Raw genomic sequence first — 18,785 nt, forward strand, 5'->3', positions numbered from 1 at the left:
AGGCTAACCCATTCGCGGGCATTCCTACCTGAGGCACCGATCAACTTTCACGGGCATATTGACTTGAGGCACTACGCACCGGCGCGTTCCGCCACGCGGAAAGGCCGGAACAGCGTGCTCTGCTGTTCCGGCCCTTCCGCTCTGATCAGTTGTTCCTACTTCGCCTCGAAGACCGCGACCGTGAGCGGCGGGACGGTGAAGCTGCCTGTCGCGGGATCAAAGGATGCACCCTTCACCACGTCATCCGGTCCGTCGAGCTGGACCGGATGCAGCCCGAAGGGCTGCCCTTCCGCTGCGGGAACCGTTTGCGTGGCGGCAGTATCGGACGCATTGAAAACGACGACGACGCCGGTCCGCTCGCTATCCATGTCCGGTCCGGTGGTGTCATCAATGTGCATCACGATCACGCCCGGAGTCTGTTCAGGGCCACTGGTGGGGAACGACACCTTCTGCTGCACCAGCTCGGCCGTACCCAGGTGGAACAGCGGCGTGCTCCTGCGAATTTCCAGCAGGGACAGGGCCTGATCGCGAGCCGAAGCGATCTCCACCGGCGCGGGCTTGAGTGCAGGGTCCGCCAGCAGCGGCAACATGTACCCGTACTTGTCAGCGTTATCCGCACGCGGCGGAAGACCACGGGCAAAGCCGTTGTCGGTGCCGGTGTGGTCCAGGAGGTTGAACCAGTCACCGGAGTCGTAGCTGTTGCGGTCAAGCGACTTGCTCCGCAGCGCCTCTCCCCCGGCGTGCCAGAAGGAAATGCCCTGTCCGAATGCCGTGGTGCTGAGCGAGAGGGTCTGGAACCGGATGCGGTCGGCCATCGATGTTCCGGGCGCCAGCTTGAACGCAAGGCTGTCGAACAGTGTCTCGTTGTCGTGGGCCTCGACGTAGGTGATGGCTTCCTGCGGATCGGCGGTGTAGCCGGCGGGGCTGCCGTTGTAGTCGACGTCCACGCCGGTCACCTCTTTTCCGGTGCGGTCGATGAACGTGTAGTCCCGCAGGTTCCCGGTCAGCCCCACCTTGATCTGATCCTGGTTCAGCAGCAGGCGGGCGCGCTGTTCCTCGGCAGTGCCGTTGGCCTCGGCGCCGTTGGGCTGGGTCCAGAGTCCGGACCCGAAGCCCTGCACGCGAGGGTCCTCATCGAAGGGTCCGCCGCCGCGCACGGCGTCACGAAGCCTGTCATTGAAGGTACCGATGCCCGTGCCGGCCATGTTCAGCTGGGTGGCCTGTTCGAAGCGGGCGTTGTCGGCCACCTCGCCGAAGTTCCAGCCTTCGCCGTAGACGTAGATGCTCTTGCCGTCGACGCCGTCTTTCTTGAGCGTCAGTGCATCGAGCGCCGCGCGAACATCGAGCATGTTCTGTTTGCTGTGATGACCCATGAGGTCAAACCGGAAGCCGTCCAGCTTGTAGGTGCGCGCGAGGGTCACGATGGAGTCAACCATGAGCTTGCCCATCATGGCGTTCTCGGTTGCCGTATTGGGGCAGCAGGTCGAGGTCTCGACTGCTCCGCTGGCCGGGTTCAACCGGTGGTAGTACCCGGGTACGATCCGGTCCAGGTTGTTGGTCGAGGTCTGGCCGGCGCCGGCGGTGTGGTTGTAGACCACGTCCTGGATCACCCTCAGGCCCGTGTTGTTCAGGCCGGCGACCATGTCGCGGAATTCGCGGATGCGGGTGGCGTCCTCGGGATTGGTGGAGTACGAGCCTTCCGGCGTGGTGTAGTGCAGCGGGTCGTAGCCCCAGTTGAAGCCATCCTTGCCCGCGACGGCGGAGACACAGGCCTGCTGTTCCTCGCTGTCAGGAGCGAAGCTCTCCAGATCACACTGCGGCTCGGCCTGGACGTCGCGGCGTTCCTCAATGGTTCCGATGTCATTCACCGGCAGGAGGTGCACGGCGTTCAGCCCGGCATCCGCCAGGTCTGCGAGCCGCTTCATTCCATCGCTGTCCGGTTCCGCGAAGGCTGCGTACGTGCCGCGGCGCTCCGCCGGCACTGTGGTGTCGGAAATCGAGAAATCCCGGACGTGCAGTTCATACAGTGAAAGGTCTTCGGGCTGCGCAAGGGCGGGCTTCTCGATCGACTTCCAGTCGGATGGTGCGAGTGCCGGATCGTCCAGATCAACGATCAGGCTGCGCTCGGAATTAGTGGAGAGGCCAACACTGTAGGGGTCGGTGACGAGGTTGCGCTCCACTGCCCCCGTTTCCGGCACGTAGACCTCCACTTCGTAGAGGTAGTAGGCGTTTTTCCAGTCCTTTTCGCCGAGAAGTGACCACACGCCGTCGTGCCCTTCTTTCAGGGGAACGGTGGCCAGGGCTTCGCCGCCGGATCCCTCGCGGTACACGTGGAGGTTCACCTGACGGGCCGTCGGCGCCCACAGGTCGAAGCGCGGGCGTGGGCCCTTCCAGCTCAGACCGAGGGTGCGCTTGAGGGCTTTCGGGTACAGCGCGTCCAGCACGCGAGGAACCTGCACGCCGGTGGCCTGCAGGACCGTTCCGTCTGCACCGATTTGTACAGCAAGCAACTCACCCTTGAGCAGGTCCTTTGCCTGGCGCGCGGCCTTTTTCGGAAGGGTCAGGGTGTCGAAGGAGGTCAGGTGCGGGGAAGCGGCTGCCAGCTCGGCGCCGAGGGAGTCGGAACTGCGTTCCAGGTCGATGTACTCACCATTCGGAACGGCGCCGTCAACCACTTCCAGGCCGCCGTCCGGCGCGTAGTAGAGGCGGTAGGACGCGCCTTCCGGGGCATCTGTCAGATCCCACGCCAGGACACCGGGCGCCAGCCAGTGCGCTGCAGCACCGGAGACCAGCGAAGCCGGAACGTCGCTGGTCATCACGTGGGTGCTGTGGTCGTAGGTGAAGGTAATCTGCCCTCCCTGGGACGTCAAGGCGATATCGGCACCACCCGCCGCGCCGCCGTCGCCGTAGTTCTCGGTCCAGGTGCCATTGAGGGCTGCCTTGTAAGCGTAATCCCCGGCCGGAACATCAAAAGTGCCGCTGTAGGTGCCGGGCGCACCATCGACTTCGGTCAGGGCCGATGCCGTGCACTCGGGCTGCCAGTCGCCGGGGCAGCCGAGCTCGGATTGAAGCGAGCCCACAAGGGTCACGGAGGTTGGAGTTGCGCTGTGGTCGGCGAGCGCCGGAACAGGCACCAGGCTGACGAGCAGCGGTACGGCAAGGACACCGGCGGCCAGCCCGGCGGCGCGCCGTCGGCCGCGGTGAACAGATGAAGCGGTGAGCATAAATCCTCCTCGACGTGCCACAGTGCACGTCCGGTCTTGGTAGTAGGCGCTTCTCACCCTAGGAAGTAGTCGTAAGCCGGTCAATAGCTTGCTGAAAGTTTCATGAAAGTTTTCACTCGCCGCTCGCGGCCGGATACGATGGACCCGTGACCCTTTCTCCGCTAACCGACAAGCCCCGACTGGAGGATGTAGCGCGCCACGCCGGAGTCAGTGTGCCTACGGTTTCGCGGGTGCTCAACGGGCGGAGCGGGGCGTCGAGGGAAACGCGCCAGGCCGTACTGACCGCCATGGATGACCTCGGCTATGAACGGCCCGACCGCCTGTCGGGCAGAGCCAAGGGGCAGATCGGCATTGTGGTGCCTGATCTGGTCAACCCGATCTTTCCCGCCTTCGCCGGCGCGATCAGCGCTTTGGTTGCTCCAAACGACTACATTCCCGCGCTCTGCACGCTGCCCGGCGGCGGCGTTCCCGAGGACGAGTACGTTTCCCTTCTCCTCGATCAGGGGGCGCGCGGTCTGATCTTCGTATGCGCGGCCCACGCAGACGGCCGTGCAAGCGTCGAGCGGTATCAGCGGCTGCGTGCGCGCGGCATCCCTTTTGTGCTGGTCAACGGAACACGGGCGGAGATTGACGCCCCGGCCATCGCCACTGACGATTCCATCGCCATCCAGACCGCCGTCCGTCACCTCGCCTCCCTGGGGCACCGCAAAATCGGTTTCGCCACCGGCCCGGAGCATTTCATTCCCAGCCGCCGGAAGGCGGAAGGGTTCCGTGCCGGCCTGGACCAGCAGCTCGGCCAGGCCGATCCCACGGAACACACCGCCGTCACCATGTTCAGCATCGAGGGTGGCCACAGCGCCGCCGTCGAACTGTTGGAATCCGGCCACACCGGCATCGTCTGCGCCTCGGACGTGATGGCCCTCGGCGCGATCCGTGCCGCACGCTCCCGGGGGTTGCGCGTACCGGAGGACGTGTCGATCGTCGGCTTTGATGATTCACCCCTGATGGCCTTCACTGACCCGCCGCTGACAACGCTTCGGCAACCCGTCTCCGCCATGGCCGAAGCCGCGGTCCAGGCGCTGCTCACAGAGCTGTCCGGCGAACGCAGCAGCCGCACGGAGGTTTTGTTCGAGTCGGACCTGATTGTCCGGGGATCCACCACGGCCGCTCCCAGCTGACCTTCCCGTCGCTCAGGCAGCCGCGGCCCTCTGGCAGGATGGAGCCATGACTTCCACCCCTCCCGTTGCCAAGAAGGTCCCGACCGAACGCACCCACCACGGCGACACTGTGGTCGACCCGTACGAATGGCTGCGCACCAAGGACAACCCCGAGGTCGTCGAGCACCTCAAGGCCGAGAACGCCTACACCGAGGCTGTCACGGCGGGGCAGGAACAGCTCCGCCAGGACATCTTCAGCGAGATCAAGAACCGCACACAGGAAACGGATCTGTCCGTCCCCGCCCGAAAGAAGGACTGGTGGTACTACTCCCGCACCGAGGAGGGAAAGCAGTACAGCATCCACTGCCGTGTGCGCGCAGTGGATACCGGCGACGTCGCGCGTGACTGGACACCCCCTGAGGTTGTGCCCGGGCAGCCGGTCGAGGGCGAACAGGTACTCCTTGACAGCAACGCCGAGGCGGAGGGAAAGCCCTTCTTCTCTCTCGGCGGTCTCACGGTCAGCGAGGACGGGAACCTGCTGGCCTTCAGCGTGGACAACGCCGGGGATGAGCGATTCACCCTGCGCATCAAGAACCTGTCCACCGGCGAGCTCCTTCCGGATGAGATCCCCAACGTCTTCTACGGCCTGACATTCTCACCGGCCGGATCCCAGGTGTTCTACACCGTCGTCGATGACAGCTGGCGCCCCTACCAGGTGAAATCGCACCGGCTTGGCACCGACGTCGAGCAGGATGTGCTGGTCTACCAGGAAGACGACGTCGCGATGTGGACCGGCTTCGACCTGTCAGCGGACCGCACGCAGCTGCTCATCGGCATCGGCTGCTCCGAGTACAGCGAGTACCGGGTGCTTGACCTCGAGAACCAGGAGGCCGGCCTCACCACACTGATCCCGCGTTCGGATCGCGTCCTCTACGAACCGGAGCCGCTGCGCGTCGAGGGCCGTCTGCACTACCTGCTCACCCATGACCGCGGAGCGAAGAACTCGATGGTGAGCCTCGTGGCCGCGGAGCAGTTCCAGCGCCCGCTCGCGGAGCAGGAGTGGTTGCCGGTAGTTGAGCACGACGACGCCGTCCGCGTCCACGGTGCCACCGTCACCGCTACGCACGTTCTGGTTTCGGTACGCAAGGACACCACCATGCGCGTGCAAATCCTGCCGCGGGAAGGCCTCGGCACGCCCGCACAGCCGGCTCCGCTCGAGCCTGCCTTCGACGAGGCGCTGTACACCTGCAACCTGGCCGGCGCCGAGTTCGAAGCCCCGGTGATTCGACTTTCCTACGCCTCCTACTTCACCCCGCCGCGTGTGTATGACTATCTGCTCGACGGCGGTGTACTCACCCTGCGCAAAGAGACCGAGGTGCGCGGGGGGTACCGGTCCGAGGACTACATCGCCGAGCGCCAGTGGGCGACGGCGGCGGACGGCACCCGGATCCCGCTCTCCGTACTTCGGCGGCGGGACCTGCAGCAGGACGGCACCAACCCGGCCGTCGTCTATGCCTACGGCAGCTATGAGATCAGCATGGACCCGGCGTTCTCCATCTCCCGTCTGTCGCTGCTGGACCGCGGCGTGATTTTCGTCGTGGCACATATCCGCGGCGGCGGGGAAATGGGACGGACCTGGTATGAAAAGGGCAAGAAGCTCGAGAAGAAGAACACCTTCACGGACTTCGTCGACGCCACCACTTATCTGGCCGGGTCAGGCTGGGTGGACGCCAGCAGGATTGCCGCTATCGGAGGTTCCGCAGGCGGGCTCCTGATGGGCGCCGTGGCAAACCTGGCTCCCGAGAAGTACTGCGCCATCGTGGCGCAGGTCCCCTTCGTGGATGCGCTGACCACCATCCTTGATCCGGAGCTGCCCCTCTCCGCACTGGAGTGGGAGGAGTGGGGCAATCCCATCACGGACGCCGATGTCTACCGGTACATGAAGGAATACACCCCATACGAGAACATCCGCGCAGCCGCGTACCCGCGGATCGCCGCGGTGACGAGCTTCAACGACACCCGCGTGCTCTACGTGGAGCCCGCCAAGTGGGTGGCGAGGCTCCGTGAACTAACAACGGGCAGCGAACCCATTGTCCTCAAGACCGAGATGGACGGCGGCCACGGCGGCGCCAGCGGACGGTACGAGCAGTGGAAGGATGTCGCCTGGGACTACGCCTTCGTGGCCGACGCGCTGCGCGCCACAAAAGTGCTCTCGGGGGCGGGCAGTATCGCGGGGTAACTTCTGGATTATTCATCGAGCGGCAGGACGACGCCGCTGGCCGTCTCGTTGCGCGGTTCAGCGCCGATCTGGGCAGCGGTGCCGTCCTCGTTGAGCGCGATCATGTTGGCGGTGCCGAAAATTCCCTGGCCTATTGCGATGTTGTGTCCGCGTGAGCGCAATTCAGAGATGGCGGCGGGCGCGAAGCTTGTCTCCACGTGCAGGATGTTGTCCGCCGGGTAAGGGAAGATCGATTGCGGGAACGACGTGCTCACGAAGCGGGGCTGTGCAACCGCTTCCTGCGGAGAGAGACCGAACGCCACCACGTTCATGAACTGCTGAAGCTGCGCCTGCGGTTGGGTATCGACGCCGGTGTTCCCACCCAACAGGTACGGCCGGCCGTCGCGCAGCACCATGTACGGGTTGGATGTATGACGCACGGTTGCGCCCGGCGCCACGACGTTCACGTTGTCCGGGTCCACTGACATGAACTTCATGCGCTCGTTGATATGGATGCCGGTCTCCCCCACCACCAGGAACTGCCCGCCGAGGCTGGTGGTGACGGCGGCTGCATTCCCCTCGGTATCCGTGACGTGGAACGTGGTGGTGTCGGTTGATTGTCGGTCCAACCCTGCCTCGATCGGCCATTGCGCCGCGGCGTCCATATCAATCCGGGTGCGTTGCGCGGCCGCGTAGTCGTCGGACAGTAGTTCCTCCACAGGTATGTCGGTTCGCTCGGGATCCCCGACGTACGCAAACCGGTCCGCGTACGCAAGCTTCACCGCTTCGACCTGCCGGTGGACGACATCCGGGTCCGAGGGCGATCTGCCCGACCAGTCCTCGCTCTTCAGGATGTTCAACGCCTGAAGCATCGCTATGCCCTGGCTGTTCGGGGGGTTCTGCAACACCTCGAGTCCGCCGCCCCAGTCGATGGAAATCGGCTCCACCAACTCCGCCTCGTACCCGGCGAAGTCGTCCAGGGTGAAATAGCCGTCGAACTCGTCCGAGTACTGGACGATAGCCTGCGCGAGCGGGCCCCGGTAGAAGTAGTCCCGCGCCGCCTCGATGCCGGCCGCGTGTGAAGCCGCCGCGTCACCGGCGCTGGCGGCGCCGTCGTCGTACGCGGTTGCCAGGGCTTCGAGGGTGTTGGCGAGGTCCGGCTGGGTGACGGTCTGGCCGGTGGCGACCAGGCCGCCGTCGCGCAGGTAGAGCTCGCGAAGTTTCGGGTTGTTCCGGATGTTCTGTTCCTGCTGGGTGAGCCAGAAAGTCATTTCACTGCTGACCGGGTAGCCGGCGCGCGCAATTTCGATGGCAGGAGCAAGGATCTCCCGCAGCGGCAGGTCTCCGTGATCCCGCAGCCAGAGCATCCAGCCATCCCACGCGCCGGGCAGGATTGCCTGGTGCATGCCGTATTCGCCGGCGCGAGAAGCGTAGTCCTCGAGCGTTGCCTTGCTGCCTACCGGCCCCACCCCGTTGAGGCTGGTGACATCCTGGCTGCCGGCGTCGTAGTAGAGCGCCCAGGTGTCACCGCCCAGCACGCTTGAGTAGAAGGGCTCAACGACGGTCAGGACTGCTGCGACGGCGACGGCTGCGTCCGCTGCCGACCCACCGTCGTCGAGAATCTGCGCGCCCGCGTCCGTTGCTCGCGAGTTCGACGAAACGACGGCCTCGACGTGCGGCTCCCGCTCCGGCTGCCTCGTCGGGCTGGTGGACGACGGCGACGGCGACGGCGATACGGTTTCGGGCACCGGTTGGGAGGTCTGCGCCTGGACAGTTGTTGGCGTGCTCTCCGGCGTCGCCGGGCCGGAACAGGCCGTGAGCGCACTCCCAAGGCAGAGGGGAGTAGCGAGGAACCGGAGCATTGGCTGTCGCAAGGGCGTACCTTCCGCTTCAGCGGCGTGTGTGCGGAAAGACTAGCACCAGAGCCGTCCGGGCGGCAGTGCCGGCTCCCTCCGCTTCGCGGACCACAGGGAATCGCCACAATGCCTTCATATGCTTGACAGTCGTAGTCGTTGCGGTATTACCTAATGAACGATCGGTAAATAATTCTGAGAGGCCTCCATGAAGGACACTGACGTCCGCCCTGCGCATCCCATCCTTGAACAGGATCACGCCTCTCGCTGGATGGGGATTGAAGTGCTCCGCCTCGCTGACGGGCACGCCACCATTACCATGCGCCTGCGCGAGGAGATGCTCAACGGCTTCGGGATCGCGCACGGCGGCATGGTCTTTGCATTCGCGGACTCCGCTTTCGCCCTGGCCTGCAATCCGCCCGGCGAATCGGAGACCATTACCGTTGCCTCCGGCGTCGACATCAACTTCCTTGCCCCCGCCCTGCCCGGTGACGTGCTGACCGCTGTAGCGGACCGGAGGGCCTCTGCCGGCCGGAGCGGCCTCTATGACATTGCAATCACTGCTGCAAACGACGACGGCGACAGTCGCCTGATCGCGGAGTTCCGGGGCCGTTCACGCACCGTGCCCAACAAGAGCAGCCGCGGCGCTTCCGCCAAGAACCAGTCCGACAACCGGCCCGAGAAGGGGACTTCATGAGCACCACGGCCATCAAGGCGACCGCAGCGGACGCAGCCACCTGGGATCCCGAGGAGAGCTACGACCGGGGGCGCATCGAGGAGCTTCAGCTCGAACGCCTGCAGTGGACGGTGAAATATGCGTACGAGAACGTGGACCTCTACCGCCGCAAGTTCGATGACGCCGGTGTCCACCCCGATGACCTTCGGGAGCTTTCCGACCTCGCCAAGTTCCCCTACACCACCAAGGAGGACCTGCGGCAGACCTATCCCTTTGGGATGTTCGCGGTTCCGCAGGAGCGCGTGGCCCGCATTCACGCGTCCTCGGGCACCACCGGGCGGCCCACGGTCGTTGGTTACACATCCGGGGATCTTGACCGGTGGGCGTCGCTGGTTGCACGCTGCCTGCGGGCGAGCGGGGTCAAGAAAGGCGATAAGGTCCACAACGCCTACGGCTACGGACTCTTCACGGGTGGGCTGGGAGCACACTTCGGCGCCGAGAAGCTTGGCTGCACCGTCATTCCGATTTCCGGAGGGCAGACCGAACGGCAGGTGCAGCTCATTCAGGATTTCGAGCCGGACGCCATCCTGAGCACTCCCACCTACCTGCTGACCATTCTCGATGCAATGGTGGCTGCCGGCGTTGACCCGAAAGGTACATCGCTCAAGACTGCCGTGCTCGGCGCTGAACCGTGGACCGACCAGATGCGTTACGAGCTGGAGCAGCGCATGGGATTCGACGCCTGCGACATCTACGGGCTGTCCGAGGTTATGGGCCCCGGTGTCGCGGGTGAATGCGTCGAGACGAAGGATGGCTCGCACATCTGGGAGGACCATTTCCGGCCGGAGATCATCGATCCCTTCACTGACGCAGTGCTCGACGACGGCCAGTCCGGTGAGCTTGTCTTCACCTCACTAACCAAGGAGGCGCTGCCGATCATCCGGTACCGCACGCACGACCTGACCCGGCTTCTTCCCGGTACAGCCCGACCCGGCATGCGCCGAATGGACCGCATCACCGGGCGCAGCGACGACATGATCATTCTGCGCGGAGTCAACCTCTTCCCAACCCAGATCGAGGAGATCGCTCTTCGGATCCCTGCGCTGAGCCCGCATTTCCAGTTGGAACTCACGCGTCCTGAGGGGCAACGGATGGACCAGCTGACCGTCCGGATTGAACCGCGCGAAGGGGTTAGTGCAGATGAGGCTGCAGCGGCCGCTTCGGAGTTGAGCAGGCAGATCAAGATTCACATCGGGTCAAGCTGCGGCATCACAATCGTGGAGAGCGGTTCGCTGGCGCGCTCAAGCGGGAAGCTGAAACGGATCTACGACCTGCGGCCGAAGGTGTAGCTGTATGGTGCATGCTGTGTGGCCTGATGGGCCGGCCGCGGTGGGGCCTGACCGAACGTTCATGCGAAAATAGCCCGTATGCCCAGCTCACAGGCCGCTACCCGCCGCGGACGCCCCGGATACGACCAGCAGACCGTCCTCAACATCGCCGTCGATGTCTTCAACCGGCACGGCTACGAGGCCACGTCCATGGGCGTTCTCGCGGAGAACCTGGGTATCAGCAAGTCGGCGATCTACCACCACGTTCCGTCGAAGGGTGACCTGCTGCGCCTCGCGCTGGACCATGCACTCGGAGGACTCGAAGCCGTACTGACACACGCGAATGCAACGTCAGGCAAGGCGGACCAGCGGCTCGAGTACGTGTTGCGCGGCACCATCGCCGTCCTGACCGAGCGCCTGCCCTTCGTAACGCTCCTGCTGCGGCTGCGCGGCAATACGGAGGTTGAGCGCGAAGCCCTTGAGCGCCGTCGTACCTTTGATCATCAAGTGGCGTCGCTGGTGGAGGCTGCGCGGTCCGAGGGTTCCATCCGTAAGGACATCGATCCGCGCACCACGACGAGGCTGCTGTTCGGCACAATCAACTCGGTGGTCGAGTGGTACAAGCCCGGGGGTCCGCTGACGCCGGAGAAGCTCGCTGACGACGTCATTGCCATGGTCTTTGAGGGCCTGCACCACCACGCCTAACGGTTCTCGACCCGCCTTCTCCTGCGCCTTTCCACCCGCATGCTTTCCCCTGCCGCCCGGCCCCGCCACCTCGCCACCCGCCACTCGCGACCCACACTCCGTCCCATTGGATCCTCGTTTTGACTGGGAATGTCTAGACATTCCCAGTCAAAACCTCGATTCGGTGGGAGCTAGCACTAGCGACGTACCTTTTGGTGAACCAGTACAGCACGTTGTACCTGCTGGAGATAAGCCCTTGGACGCTCAACAACTTGGCCGCGAGTCACTCTGAGTACAGGAACACCGCCAACAGTGAGCAGGTTCCAGCGCCGACGGTCTTCCTCGAACTCCGTCGCGCCGCTGTGGTACTCGCGCCCGTCAGCCTCAATCCCGAGAACGCCCTCGACAAAGAGATCCAGTCGACCAACACCTTTGACATATACCTGGGATTGCACTGCGAGCCCGGCTTCCTGAAGCGGATAGCGAGCGGCGGTCTCGAGAATGGATTGGGAGTGCGGGTCGATCAGAGCGATGATACGGCGGAGAGGTCCATCATGCTTGCCGCCGGCACTGCCGCGGAGCTCCTCAAGGGAGACGAGACGCTTCACCACTGCCGACTCCACGATGCACAGTGCGTCGAGTTCAGGGAGACACCGCATCACCTGCAGGCAGATAAGAAGAGTCGTGACGGGGCGTGCCGCTCGATGTATGCGCACGGAAGAGGCGGTGCGGCGTCCGTGATCCAAGCACACGTGAAGAAGCCTGGGGGAACGAAGGACCCACAATCCACGGTGTGCCGCAGCGCTGATGCAGGCCAGCTCACCGCCCAGTTCCGCCGCCTCAATGAGCCGACGGTCGGCGTCGGGCAGTGCATAAATCCCTCGTCCCAGCCTGACTACTCGCCCGTCGTCACGCGCGCGCTGCAACTGGGCGGCACTGACCCCACCGCTGACGAGTTCTCTGCGGCGGGCAACCCCTCCCTGCAGGGTGAGGACGTCAACAACGTTCATGCTTTACATGGTTATCGAGGTTGCCGGCATCGAGGTCTCCGATCGCCAGGATGTGGAAAACTTCAGGCACGCTCGGGCAGGCGCCCACAGCAAAACGTCCCACCAGATCGCAGCTTTCGCTGGGGATGTCTAGACATTCCCAGCGAAACCGCTGATCCAGTGGGACGTAGTGTCCACAGACCGGGAGGGGATAAGGCCGCACAGGGTCCGTGAGACGAGCGTCAGGGCAGCTAAATGGGCGCGGGGCTATTTCTCCACGAGGGTCAGGACGTCATAGGTTGCCACGATCTCGTCGTTCTGGTTCGTGAGCACTGCATCCCAGGACACCTCGCCGTACTCCTCATCCTCGCGCGGCGTGATGCGCTTCGCCGTCAGGGTCACGCGGATTGAATCCCCGGCGGCCACCGGCGTGATGAACCGCAGGTTCTCCAGCCCATAGTTGGCCAGAACCGGCCCCGGAGCAGGCTCCACAAACAGCCCGGCACCCCAGGACAGCAGCAGGTACCCATGAGCCACAATGCCGGGGAAGAACGGGTTCGCCGCCGCGGCTTCCTCGTTGGTGTGCGCGTAGAACTTGTCGCCGGTCTCGTTCGCGAACGCCGTGATGTCCTCAAGCGTCACCTGGCGCAGGTCGGAGCGCACTGCGTCCCCGATTCGCAGAGTCGCGAGATTCTTGCGGAACGGATGCTCCTCGTCGAAGTTCCGGTCGGCACCGGTGTGCCAAACACCCGTCACGGCGGTCAGCATGTTCGGCGAGCCCTGCAGGGCGGTGCGCTGCATGTGATGCAGCACTGAGCGGATACCGCCGAGCTCCTCGCCGCCGCCGGCGCGGCCGGGACCGCCATGCACGAGATGCGGAACGGGCGAACCATGTCCGGTTGAGGACCGCGCATCCTCACGGTTCAGCATCAGGATGCGGCCATGATGCGCGGCGATGCCCATCACCAGGTCGCGCGCAATGGCTGGATCGTTGGTGCAGACCGTCGCAACAAGCGAACCCTCGCCCATCGCGGCAAGCCGCACGGCGTGTGCAGTGTCGTCGTATCCCACCACCGAGGCGACAGGGCCGAACGCCTCCACCGTGTGAAGCTCGACGGCGTCCGCGTTCTCCCATGTGAGAAGCACCGGCGACATAAAGGCACCGCCCTCGACGACGTCGACAGTGCCGTCGGCCTGGGTCACACGGGGAGAGTCGAGCGTTCCGTATGCGAGCTCACCGCCCGCCGCAAGCATGGACTCGACGGCAGCGCGGACGTCGCGCAACTGCCCGACCGAGGCAAGCGCGCCCATGGTGACGCCATCAGCGCGCGGGTCGCCGAGAGTGACGCGCTGTTCAATGCGTTCGCGGGCGGCAGCAACGACGTCGTTCACTAAACTTTTTGGGACCAGCGTGCGGCGGATACTCGTGCACTTCTGGCCGGCCTTCACCGTGATCTCCGTGACGAGGGACTTGATGAACGCATCGAACTCCGGCGTACCGGGCACTGCATCTTCGCCGAGGATTGCGGCGTTGAGCGAGTCGGTCTCGGACGAGAAACGCACGCCGCCGGTCGTCACGTTCTCGTGGGACTTCAGCTTGTTCGCTGTCGATGCTGAGCCGGTGAACAGGACGAGGTCGCGGTAGTCGAGGTGGTCCAGAATGTCGCGGGCAGGACCGGAGATGAGCTGCAGGGATCCGGCGGGCAGAATGTTCGACTCGATGATGAGCTTCACGACGGCGGCGGTCAGGTAGCCCGTGGGCGTTGCCGGCTTCACGATCGTCGGCACGCCTGCCAGAAACGCCGGCGCGAGCTTCTCCAGCATTCCCCACACCGGAAAGTTGAAAGCGTTGATCTGCACGGCCACACCGGGAATGCGCGTGTAAATGTGCTCGCCGATGAAGGAACCGTCCTTCGACAGCACCTCCACAGGTCCATCAATGACAACCTGTGAGTTGGGCAGTTCCCGCCGGCCCTTCGAACCGAACGTGAACAGGACGCCGATCCCGCCGTCGATATCCACCAGCGAGTCAATCTTCGTTGCGCCGGTTCGCGCGGACAGCTCGTAGAGGTGCTCCCGCTGCCCGTTCAGAAATTGCGCCAGCGCCTTGAGCTTCAGCGCGCGCTGGTGGAACGTAAACTCCCCCAGCGCGGTCTGACCTGTGGTCCGCGCATAGTCAACGACGTCGGCAGTATCCAGGCCGCTGGTGCTTACCATCGCAAGCAGCTCGCCGGTGCTGGCATCCCGGACTTCAGTGGCGTTGTCTTCAGACAACGTGTGCTGGTCAGGGGTCCACCAGGCGTCGCGGATGAAGCTGGGGACAATGTCCACGCTGAGGGCGGTCGAAGTCATCGTTGACCTTTCGCGTTTGGGTGCTCAAGAAACAAGGCAAACATTACTGAACGGACGTTCGGTAATATGTCCAGAGTACATGAACGCATGATTCCTCCACACCCCACTAGGAGCCTTCAGTGACCGGCGAAGCCTGGCAGATTACCCTCGGCGAACTCGACGAGAAGATGGGTGTGAAGATCCTCGAGCAGTCAGTCGAGCGGGTCGTCGCCACGATGCCTGTTGAGGGCAACCGGCAGTCCTTCGGTCTCCTGCACGGCGGGGCATCGCTTGCGGTCGGTGAAGCCGTTGGCTCCTGGGCAGCCGTGATCCATGCAAGCACGCTGGGCAAGACTGCTGTGGGCGTGGACGTGTCCGCGACCCATCACAAGTCAGCGCGCAGCGGCACCATCACCATCACAGCCACGCCCATCCACCTGGGGCGCACCCTCACCACGCATGAAGTACTGCTGACCAACGACGACGGCGGCCGCCTCTGCACCCTGCGCATCACCAACCTGCTGCTTGAGAAGAAGTAGGCCCTACGAGGTCAACTTCGCCCGGACCGCCGCTATCTCTTCCCCGGACAAACCGGCGTCCCGGAGGTAGGCCGCTGCGTCGAGGCTGTCCAGCAGCTCCAGCAGATGCGCCCGGGTGTGCATGACCCACTCGTGCAATTCCTCGGGCGACTTCGGCGTCTCGTGCGGCTTCTCCAGCCCAACGTTGTGCTCGTTGATACCGTGCACCGCGAGCGCATAGTCATCGGCGATGTCGTCGTGAGGAATACCCGCGAGGGCCAGCAGTACCGCGGTTACCATGCCGGTGCGGTCCCGTCCCGCTGCGCAGTGCACGACGACGGCGCCCTCCGACTCTGCGACGGCCCGCACCACTTTGGCAATCTTCTCCGGCCACCGGCGCAGGTTTTCCCGGTAGTACTCGGGCGAGTTCAAATAAGGTCCGACCAGCTGCATGAACTCCTCATCGGACTGGTCCTCGGTAGGGCAGTTCACTACCCGAAACCGTTCCAGGACGGCGGTGTTCAGGACCGGATCCGTTTCCCGGCGTCCACGTTCATCAGGGTTCCTCAGGTCAACAACGGTGCGGACGCCGTCGTCGTACGCCTGCTGCCAACCGGCGTCCGTGAGCCACTCATGCCGCCCCATCCGGTACAGCCGGCCCGCCCTGATTCGAGGACTGATGCCGCCAAGATCCCGCGCATTCACCGCCCCGTCCCAGGAAACATTCCGGTGCTTGCCGTTTCGATGCAGGAGGTCCAGGTCGATCGAAGCCATGTGCCTCAGGGTAACAACCGGAGAGAAGGCCGTCAGGGCAACAACTCGTAGAAGCGGAAGAACCCGAAACCCTCGATGGGCAGAACCCGGACATCGCGGAATCCTGCGGCCAACGCATACCCGCTCAGGGTGGCCCGTCGCATGACGGTTCCGGTAGCGGCGCTGTTCGGATGCGACATGCCGTCGGGCAGGCAGATCAGCAGGCTGAATCCATACATGAGCCGTTCAACGTCATCACACGGCGGTTGGAAGGCATCGGCCACGGCCTCATCCATCACGACGACGGTGCCGCCCGTCCGAAGCGATTGCCGTGCGCTGGCCAGCACCTCCACCGGGTAGGGCAGATCGTGGATGCACTCGAACGCGAACACCGCGTCGAAGCGATCCGCGGGCAGTCCTGCCGCGTCGATGTGCTCGAATTCGACTGCGCTGCCCGAATCCGCGGCGTTGACCCGCGCAAGGTCGATCGACGCTGCGTCGACGTCGAATCCGGTCACCTTCGCTGTAGGGAACCTCCGGGCCAGAGAGATCGTGGACCAGCCGGCGCCGCACCCGATGTCCGCGATCGTGGTCTCTTCCGCCTGCAACCGGGACACCAGGTCCGGCGCCTGGTTCAACGCGCGCTCCAGCTCGCGATGGAACCACGGGCGGTTCATGTCCGCCTGGGACTGGAGAACGTCTTCACCGAAGTCTGACCAGCCCACCCCTGTGCCGGCGCGATAGGCGTCCAGGAGCGCAGGCATCTGCACGGCCGCTCCTGCGAACATCCGAGCCAGCGGCGCAAGGTAGTTGAGGCTGTTGCTGTCGGTCAGTACCTCCGCCGCAGCGGCGGGGAGGGTGAAGCGGCGGGTGTCGCCGTCGTCGTTCAAGACCAGGATGCCCGTGATGGCCTGTTGCTCGAGCCACTCCCGCGCATAGCGCTCACTCGTGTTGGTGCGGACGGCCAATTCCGACGACGACGCCGGTCCCTCGCCGGCAAGGCTCCGGTACCAGCCGAGCCTGTCGCCGAGATGGACAGCGAGGAGGTCGATGGTGCCCAGCGCCGCCTGGAGGATGCGCTCCGCGACGGCATCGGCGTTCGGCTCAGGGGTCACTTCTTCCTCCACAGTGGCGTGCGGTTGTGATCAAGAATGGACCTGCTCAGGTGCCCGGACAAGACGTGTTCGCGGACCTATGGTCGAAACTGCCGAACAGGAGTATCTTGATGCGATGAAACTCCTCCGAATTGCCGCCAGCACACTTCTGGCTTCGGGTCTCATCGCAGGTTCAGCGGTTCTTCCAGCTTCGGCAGGCGACCGCGGAACTACTCACTATGTCGCCCTCGGCGACTCGTACGCGGCCGGCGTCGGGGCCGGCCCTCTCGGCTTCTGTGGGCAATCACCGCTCGGGTACCCTGAGCTGCTCGATGAACGAAAAAGAATCGACCTAGTCGCGAACGTGACGTGTGCGGGTGCACAATCCCTGGAAGTGCTGCAGGACCCCAATGTGCCTGATGTCCCCACACAGATTGCTCAACTTGTCCCTGCGGTGCTGAATGATAAGACGGACCTCGTGACCCTTACAGTCGGCGGCAACGACGTCGGGTATCAGACCGTGATCGCTGCGTGCGGTTACGGAACGGCTGTATGCACCCAAGCCGTCAACAAAACCGTGCTCTTCGCTCAAAACATTCTTTCCGTCCGGCTCGATGCGCTGTACGACGAGATCGACGCCAGAGCACGGAAGGCCGAGGTGGTCGTGACCGGCTACCCGCACCTGTTCTCACCCAATTACGGCGCTACTTTCTTCGTCCCCGCCATAGACCTGGAAACAGGTCTTCCCCTCCAAGACCAGTCCGGCGCCCCAGTTCCGCCGCTGCCGCTCACCCCAGCCGAGCAGCAGATTATCAATGCCGGTACAGACGAGCTCAACAAGGTGATTCGCGCAGAAGCGAAGAAAGCCGGCTTCACCTACGTCGACGTCGTCAAGCGGTTCAACAACCACGGCCTCGGTTCACCGCAGCCCTGGATCCAGCCGTTTACGAACGCCGGCGCGCTGCACCCCACGGCGAAGGGCTACAAGAACGGCTACCTGCACGAAATCCGGCAGGCTATAAAGCACCTCGACTAATCGACAGTAATAATCGCCTGCACCGGCGTGTGGTCCGAGGGCCACGCGCCGTTGTAGCGCGTGGTGTTGATGCCCGTTTCCAGTACGGTGACACCAGGATTCACCATCAGCCAGTCGATCCGCTTGCGCCCCTGCTTCGGCGCGCGGTAGTGCGGAAACGTCCCCCACAAGTCGGTCAGCCGCTCCTGCGCCTCGTCCCACGCATCGGCGAGCACCTCACCGCTGGTCATCGCCTCGTAGGGCTGTGACGCGGCTCCAGTATTGAAGTCACCCATCACGACGACGGCGCTTTCCATCCGCGCGACCAGCGAACGTATTGCCTCCGCAGACCGCTGGCGCGACTTGCGGGACATGTGGTCGAGATGGGTGTTGACCGCCGTGAGCTCTTTACCTGTTTCCCGGTCGCGAAAGCGAGCCGTCACAACGATCCGTGGAATCAGGTTGCCCCAATCATTCGATCCGGGCGTGTTGGGCGTGTTGGACAACGCGTCCTGGTCCCACTCCAACAGTTCCAGCCGGTCGGCGTCGTACACGATCGGGCATTGCTCGCCGCCGCCATCGGCGTTACGGCCGCGTCCGATGCTGCTGTAACGCTCGCCCAGACCCTCGCAGATCGCCGGCATCTGGTCCGGCAGCGCTTCCTGCACACCCAGAATTGTAGGCTGCTCGGCCGCAAGCAGACGGCGGACCAGCGGTTCGCGGCGACCCCAGAAGTCATGGCTCCAGCGGTTGACATGAGCAACCCGGCGCCTGATGTTGTAGGTCATGATGTGCAGCTGCGGTGCCTCAACGGGTCCGATCAACGGCCTGTCTGCCACAGTGGTCCGCTCGCTCATGAAAAAACCTTAGCCCTTTTGCACCCATCGCGGGACCGAGGGCGCGTTGCCGTTCCCGAGTCAATTGTTACACAATTTGTGCTACAAT

Annotated in this window: 15 protein-coding genes; 8 read left to right on the forward strand and 7 right to left on the reverse strand. The window is 64.1% G+C overall.

The genetic code is table 11. From position 1 onward, the window contains the following. Positions 1 to 155 precede the first annotated feature (155 nt). Entirely contained in the window at positions 156 to 3,224 is a 3,069-nt protein-coding gene (gene pulA / locus Q0877_RS09220) for a pullulanase-type alpha-1,6-glucosidase (protein ID WP_299167174.1), read from the reverse strand. A gap of 146 nt (positions 3,225 to 3,370) precedes the next feature. Here pulA and Q0877_RS09225 point away from each other — a divergent pair, with 146 nt between their 5' ends. Further along, positions 3,371 to 4,402 carry a LacI family DNA-binding transcriptional regulator gene (locus Q0877_RS09225; protein ID WP_299167175.1) on the forward strand — a complete coding sequence of 344 codons (1,032 nt, stop codon included), beginning with the start codon at positions 3,371 to 3,373 and terminating at the stop codon, positions 4,400 to 4,402. 46 nt (positions 4,403 to 4,448) lie between these two features. Next, the gene (locus Q0877_RS09230) at positions 4,449 to 6,620 is read left to right on the forward strand and encodes a S9 family peptidase (RefSeq protein ID WP_299167176.1); all 2,172 of its coding nucleotides are present in this window, start codon (positions 4,449 to 4,451) and stop codon (positions 6,618 to 6,620) included. 8 nt (positions 6,621 to 6,628) lie between these two features. On the opposite strand, the gene Q0877_RS09235 is transcribed toward Q0877_RS09230, so the two are convergent. Further along, positions 6,629 to 8,473, reverse strand: coding sequence for a gamma-glutamyltransferase family protein (locus Q0877_RS09235; RefSeq protein WP_299167177.1), 1,845 nt, complete (start codon positions 8,471 to 8,473; stop codon positions 6,629 to 6,631). A 187-nt stretch (positions 8,474 to 8,660) separates the two neighbouring features. Between Q0877_RS09235 and paaI the strand changes: the two genes are divergently transcribed. From paaI to Q0877_RS09250, 3 genes are all read left to right on the forward strand, one after another. Continuing rightward, positions 8,661 to 9,149 (forward strand): hydroxyphenylacetyl-CoA thioesterase PaaI, encoded by a 489-nt coding sequence (gene paaI / locus Q0877_RS09240; RefSeq protein WP_299167178.1) that lies wholly within the window; start codon positions 8,661 to 8,663, stop codon positions 9,147 to 9,149. Continuing rightward, positions 9,146 to 10,477 carry a phenylacetate--CoA ligase PaaK gene (paaK, locus tag Q0877_RS09245; RefSeq protein ID WP_299167180.1) on the forward strand — a complete coding sequence of 444 codons (1,332 nt, stop codon included), beginning with the start codon at positions 9,146 to 9,148 and terminating at the stop codon, positions 10,475 to 10,477. The genes paaI and paaK overlap by 4 nt, the downstream gene beginning before the upstream one ends. A gap of 78 nt (positions 10,478 to 10,555) precedes the next feature. Continuing rightward, on the forward strand, positions 10,556 to 11,161 hold the full coding sequence (locus Q0877_RS09250) for a TetR/AcrR family transcriptional regulator (protein ID WP_299167181.1): 606 nt from the start codon (positions 10,556 to 10,558) through the stop codon (positions 11,159 to 11,161). A 176-nt stretch (positions 11,162 to 11,337) separates the two neighbouring features. On the opposite strand, the gene Q0877_RS09255 is transcribed toward Q0877_RS09250, so the two are convergent. Next, positions 11,338 to 12,150, reverse strand: a complete 813-nt coding sequence (locus Q0877_RS09255; RefSeq protein ID WP_299167183.1) for a type IV toxin-antitoxin system AbiEi family antitoxin domain-containing protein — start codon at positions 12,148 to 12,150, stop codon at positions 11,338 to 11,340. On the opposite strand from Q0877_RS09255, the gene Q0877_RS09260 reads away from it, so the two are divergent. Continuing rightward, complete coding sequence (locus tag Q0877_RS09260; RefSeq protein WP_299167184.1) at positions 12,149 to 12,283, forward strand: hypothetical protein; 135 nt, start codon at positions 12,149 to 12,151, stop codon at positions 12,281 to 12,283. The two genes, Q0877_RS09255 and Q0877_RS09260, sit on opposite strands and share 2 nt — an antisense overlap. Before the next feature lie 113 nt (positions 12,284 to 12,396). Here the strand turns inward: Q0877_RS09260 and paaZ are convergent, their stop codons facing one another. Then, positions 12,397 to 14,481 (reverse strand): phenylacetic acid degradation bifunctional protein PaaZ, encoded by a 2,085-nt coding sequence (gene paaZ / locus Q0877_RS09265; protein WP_299167185.1) that lies wholly within the window; start codon positions 14,479 to 14,481, stop codon positions 12,397 to 12,399. A gap of 167 nt (positions 14,482 to 14,648) precedes the next feature. Here paaZ and Q0877_RS09270 point away from each other — a divergent pair, with 167 nt between their 5' ends. Then, positions 14,649 to 14,999, forward strand: a complete 351-nt coding sequence (locus Q0877_RS09270; protein WP_299167334.1) for a PaaI family thioesterase — start codon at positions 14,649 to 14,651, stop codon at positions 14,997 to 14,999. Positions 15,000 to 15,002: 3 nt separating this feature from the next. Here the strand turns inward: Q0877_RS09270 and Q0877_RS09275 are convergent, their stop codons facing one another. Together Q0877_RS09275 and Q0877_RS09280 are read right to left on the reverse strand one after the other, a co-directional pair. Next, entirely contained in the window at positions 15,003 to 15,752 is a 750-nt protein-coding gene (locus tag Q0877_RS09275; RefSeq protein ID WP_299167187.1) for a tyrosine-protein phosphatase, read from the reverse strand. Between the two features lie 32 nt (positions 15,753 to 15,784). Further along, on the reverse strand, positions 15,785 to 16,846 hold the full coding sequence (locus Q0877_RS09280; RefSeq protein WP_299167188.1) for a bifunctional 2-polyprenyl-6-hydroxyphenol methylase/3-demethylubiquinol 3-O-methyltransferase UbiG: 1,062 nt from the start codon (positions 16,844 to 16,846) through the stop codon (positions 15,785 to 15,787). 79 nt (positions 16,847 to 16,925) lie between these two features. Between Q0877_RS09280 and Q0877_RS09285 the strand changes: the two genes are divergently transcribed. Then, positions 16,926 to 17,861 (forward strand): SGNH/GDSL hydrolase family protein, encoded by a 936-nt coding sequence (locus Q0877_RS09285; protein ID WP_299167189.1) that lies wholly within the window; start codon positions 16,926 to 16,928, stop codon positions 17,859 to 17,861. On the opposite strand, the gene Q0877_RS09290 is transcribed toward Q0877_RS09285, so the two are convergent. Next, complete coding sequence (locus tag Q0877_RS09290; protein WP_299167190.1) at positions 17,858 to 18,697, reverse strand: endonuclease/exonuclease/phosphatase family protein; 840 nt, start codon at positions 18,695 to 18,697, stop codon at positions 17,858 to 17,860. The two genes, Q0877_RS09285 and Q0877_RS09290, sit on opposite strands and share 4 nt — an antisense overlap. Positions 18,698 to 18,785 lie beyond the last annotated feature (88 nt).

The sequence above is a fragment of the uncultured Arthrobacter sp. genome, assembly GCF_947495145.1.
Taxonomy (GTDB): Bacteria; Actinomycetota; Actinomycetes; order Actinomycetales; family Micrococcaceae; genus Arthrobacter_D.

What these genes read in the sequence shown, in the direction of transcription:
- pulA (WP_299167174.1), bottom strand. Translation starts at nt 3,224, where the DNA reads ATGCTCACCGCTTCATCTGTTCACCGCGGCCGACGGCGCGCCGCCGGG.
- Q0877_RS09230 (WP_299167176.1), top strand. Translation starts at nt 4,449, where the DNA reads ATGACTTCCACCCCTCCCGTTGCCAAGAAGGTCCCGACCGAACGCACC.
- paaI (WP_299167178.1), top strand. Translation starts at nt 8,661, where the DNA reads ATGAAGGACACTGACGTCCGCCCTGCGCATCCCATCCTTGAACAGGAT.
- paaK (WP_299167180.1), top strand. Translation starts at nt 9,146, where the DNA reads ATGAGCACCACGGCCATCAAGGCGACCGCAGCGGACGCAGCCACCTGG.
- Q0877_RS09250 (WP_299167181.1), top strand. Translation starts at nt 10,556, where the DNA reads ATGCCCAGCTCACAGGCCGCTACCCGCCGCGGACGCCCCGGATACGAC.
- Q0877_RS09260 (WP_299167184.1), top strand. Translation starts at nt 12,149, where the DNA reads ATGCTTTACATGGTTATCGAGGTTGCCGGCATCGAGGTCTCCGATCGC.
- Q0877_RS09255 (WP_299167183.1), bottom strand. Translation starts at nt 12,150, where the DNA reads ATGAACGTTGTTGACGTCCTCACCCTGCAGGGAGGGGTTGCCCGCCGC.
- paaZ (WP_299167185.1), bottom strand. Translation starts at nt 14,481, where the DNA reads ATGACTTCGACCGCCCTCAGCGTGGACATTGTCCCCAGCTTCATCCGC.
- Q0877_RS09270 (WP_299167334.1), top strand. Translation starts at nt 14,649, where the DNA reads ATGGGTGTGAAGATCCTCGAGCAGTCAGTCGAGCGGGTCGTCGCCACG.
- Q0877_RS09275 (WP_299167187.1), bottom strand. Translation starts at nt 15,752, where the DNA reads ATGGCTTCGATCGACCTGGACCTCCTGCATCGAAACGGCAAGCACCGG.
- Q0877_RS09285 (WP_299167189.1), top strand. Translation starts at nt 16,926, where the DNA reads ATGGTCGAAACTGCCGAACAGGAGTATCTTGATGCGATGAAACTCCTC.
- Q0877_RS09290 (WP_299167190.1), bottom strand. Translation starts at nt 18,697, where the DNA reads ATGAGCGAGCGGACCACTGTGGCAGACAGGCCGTTGATCGGACCCGTT.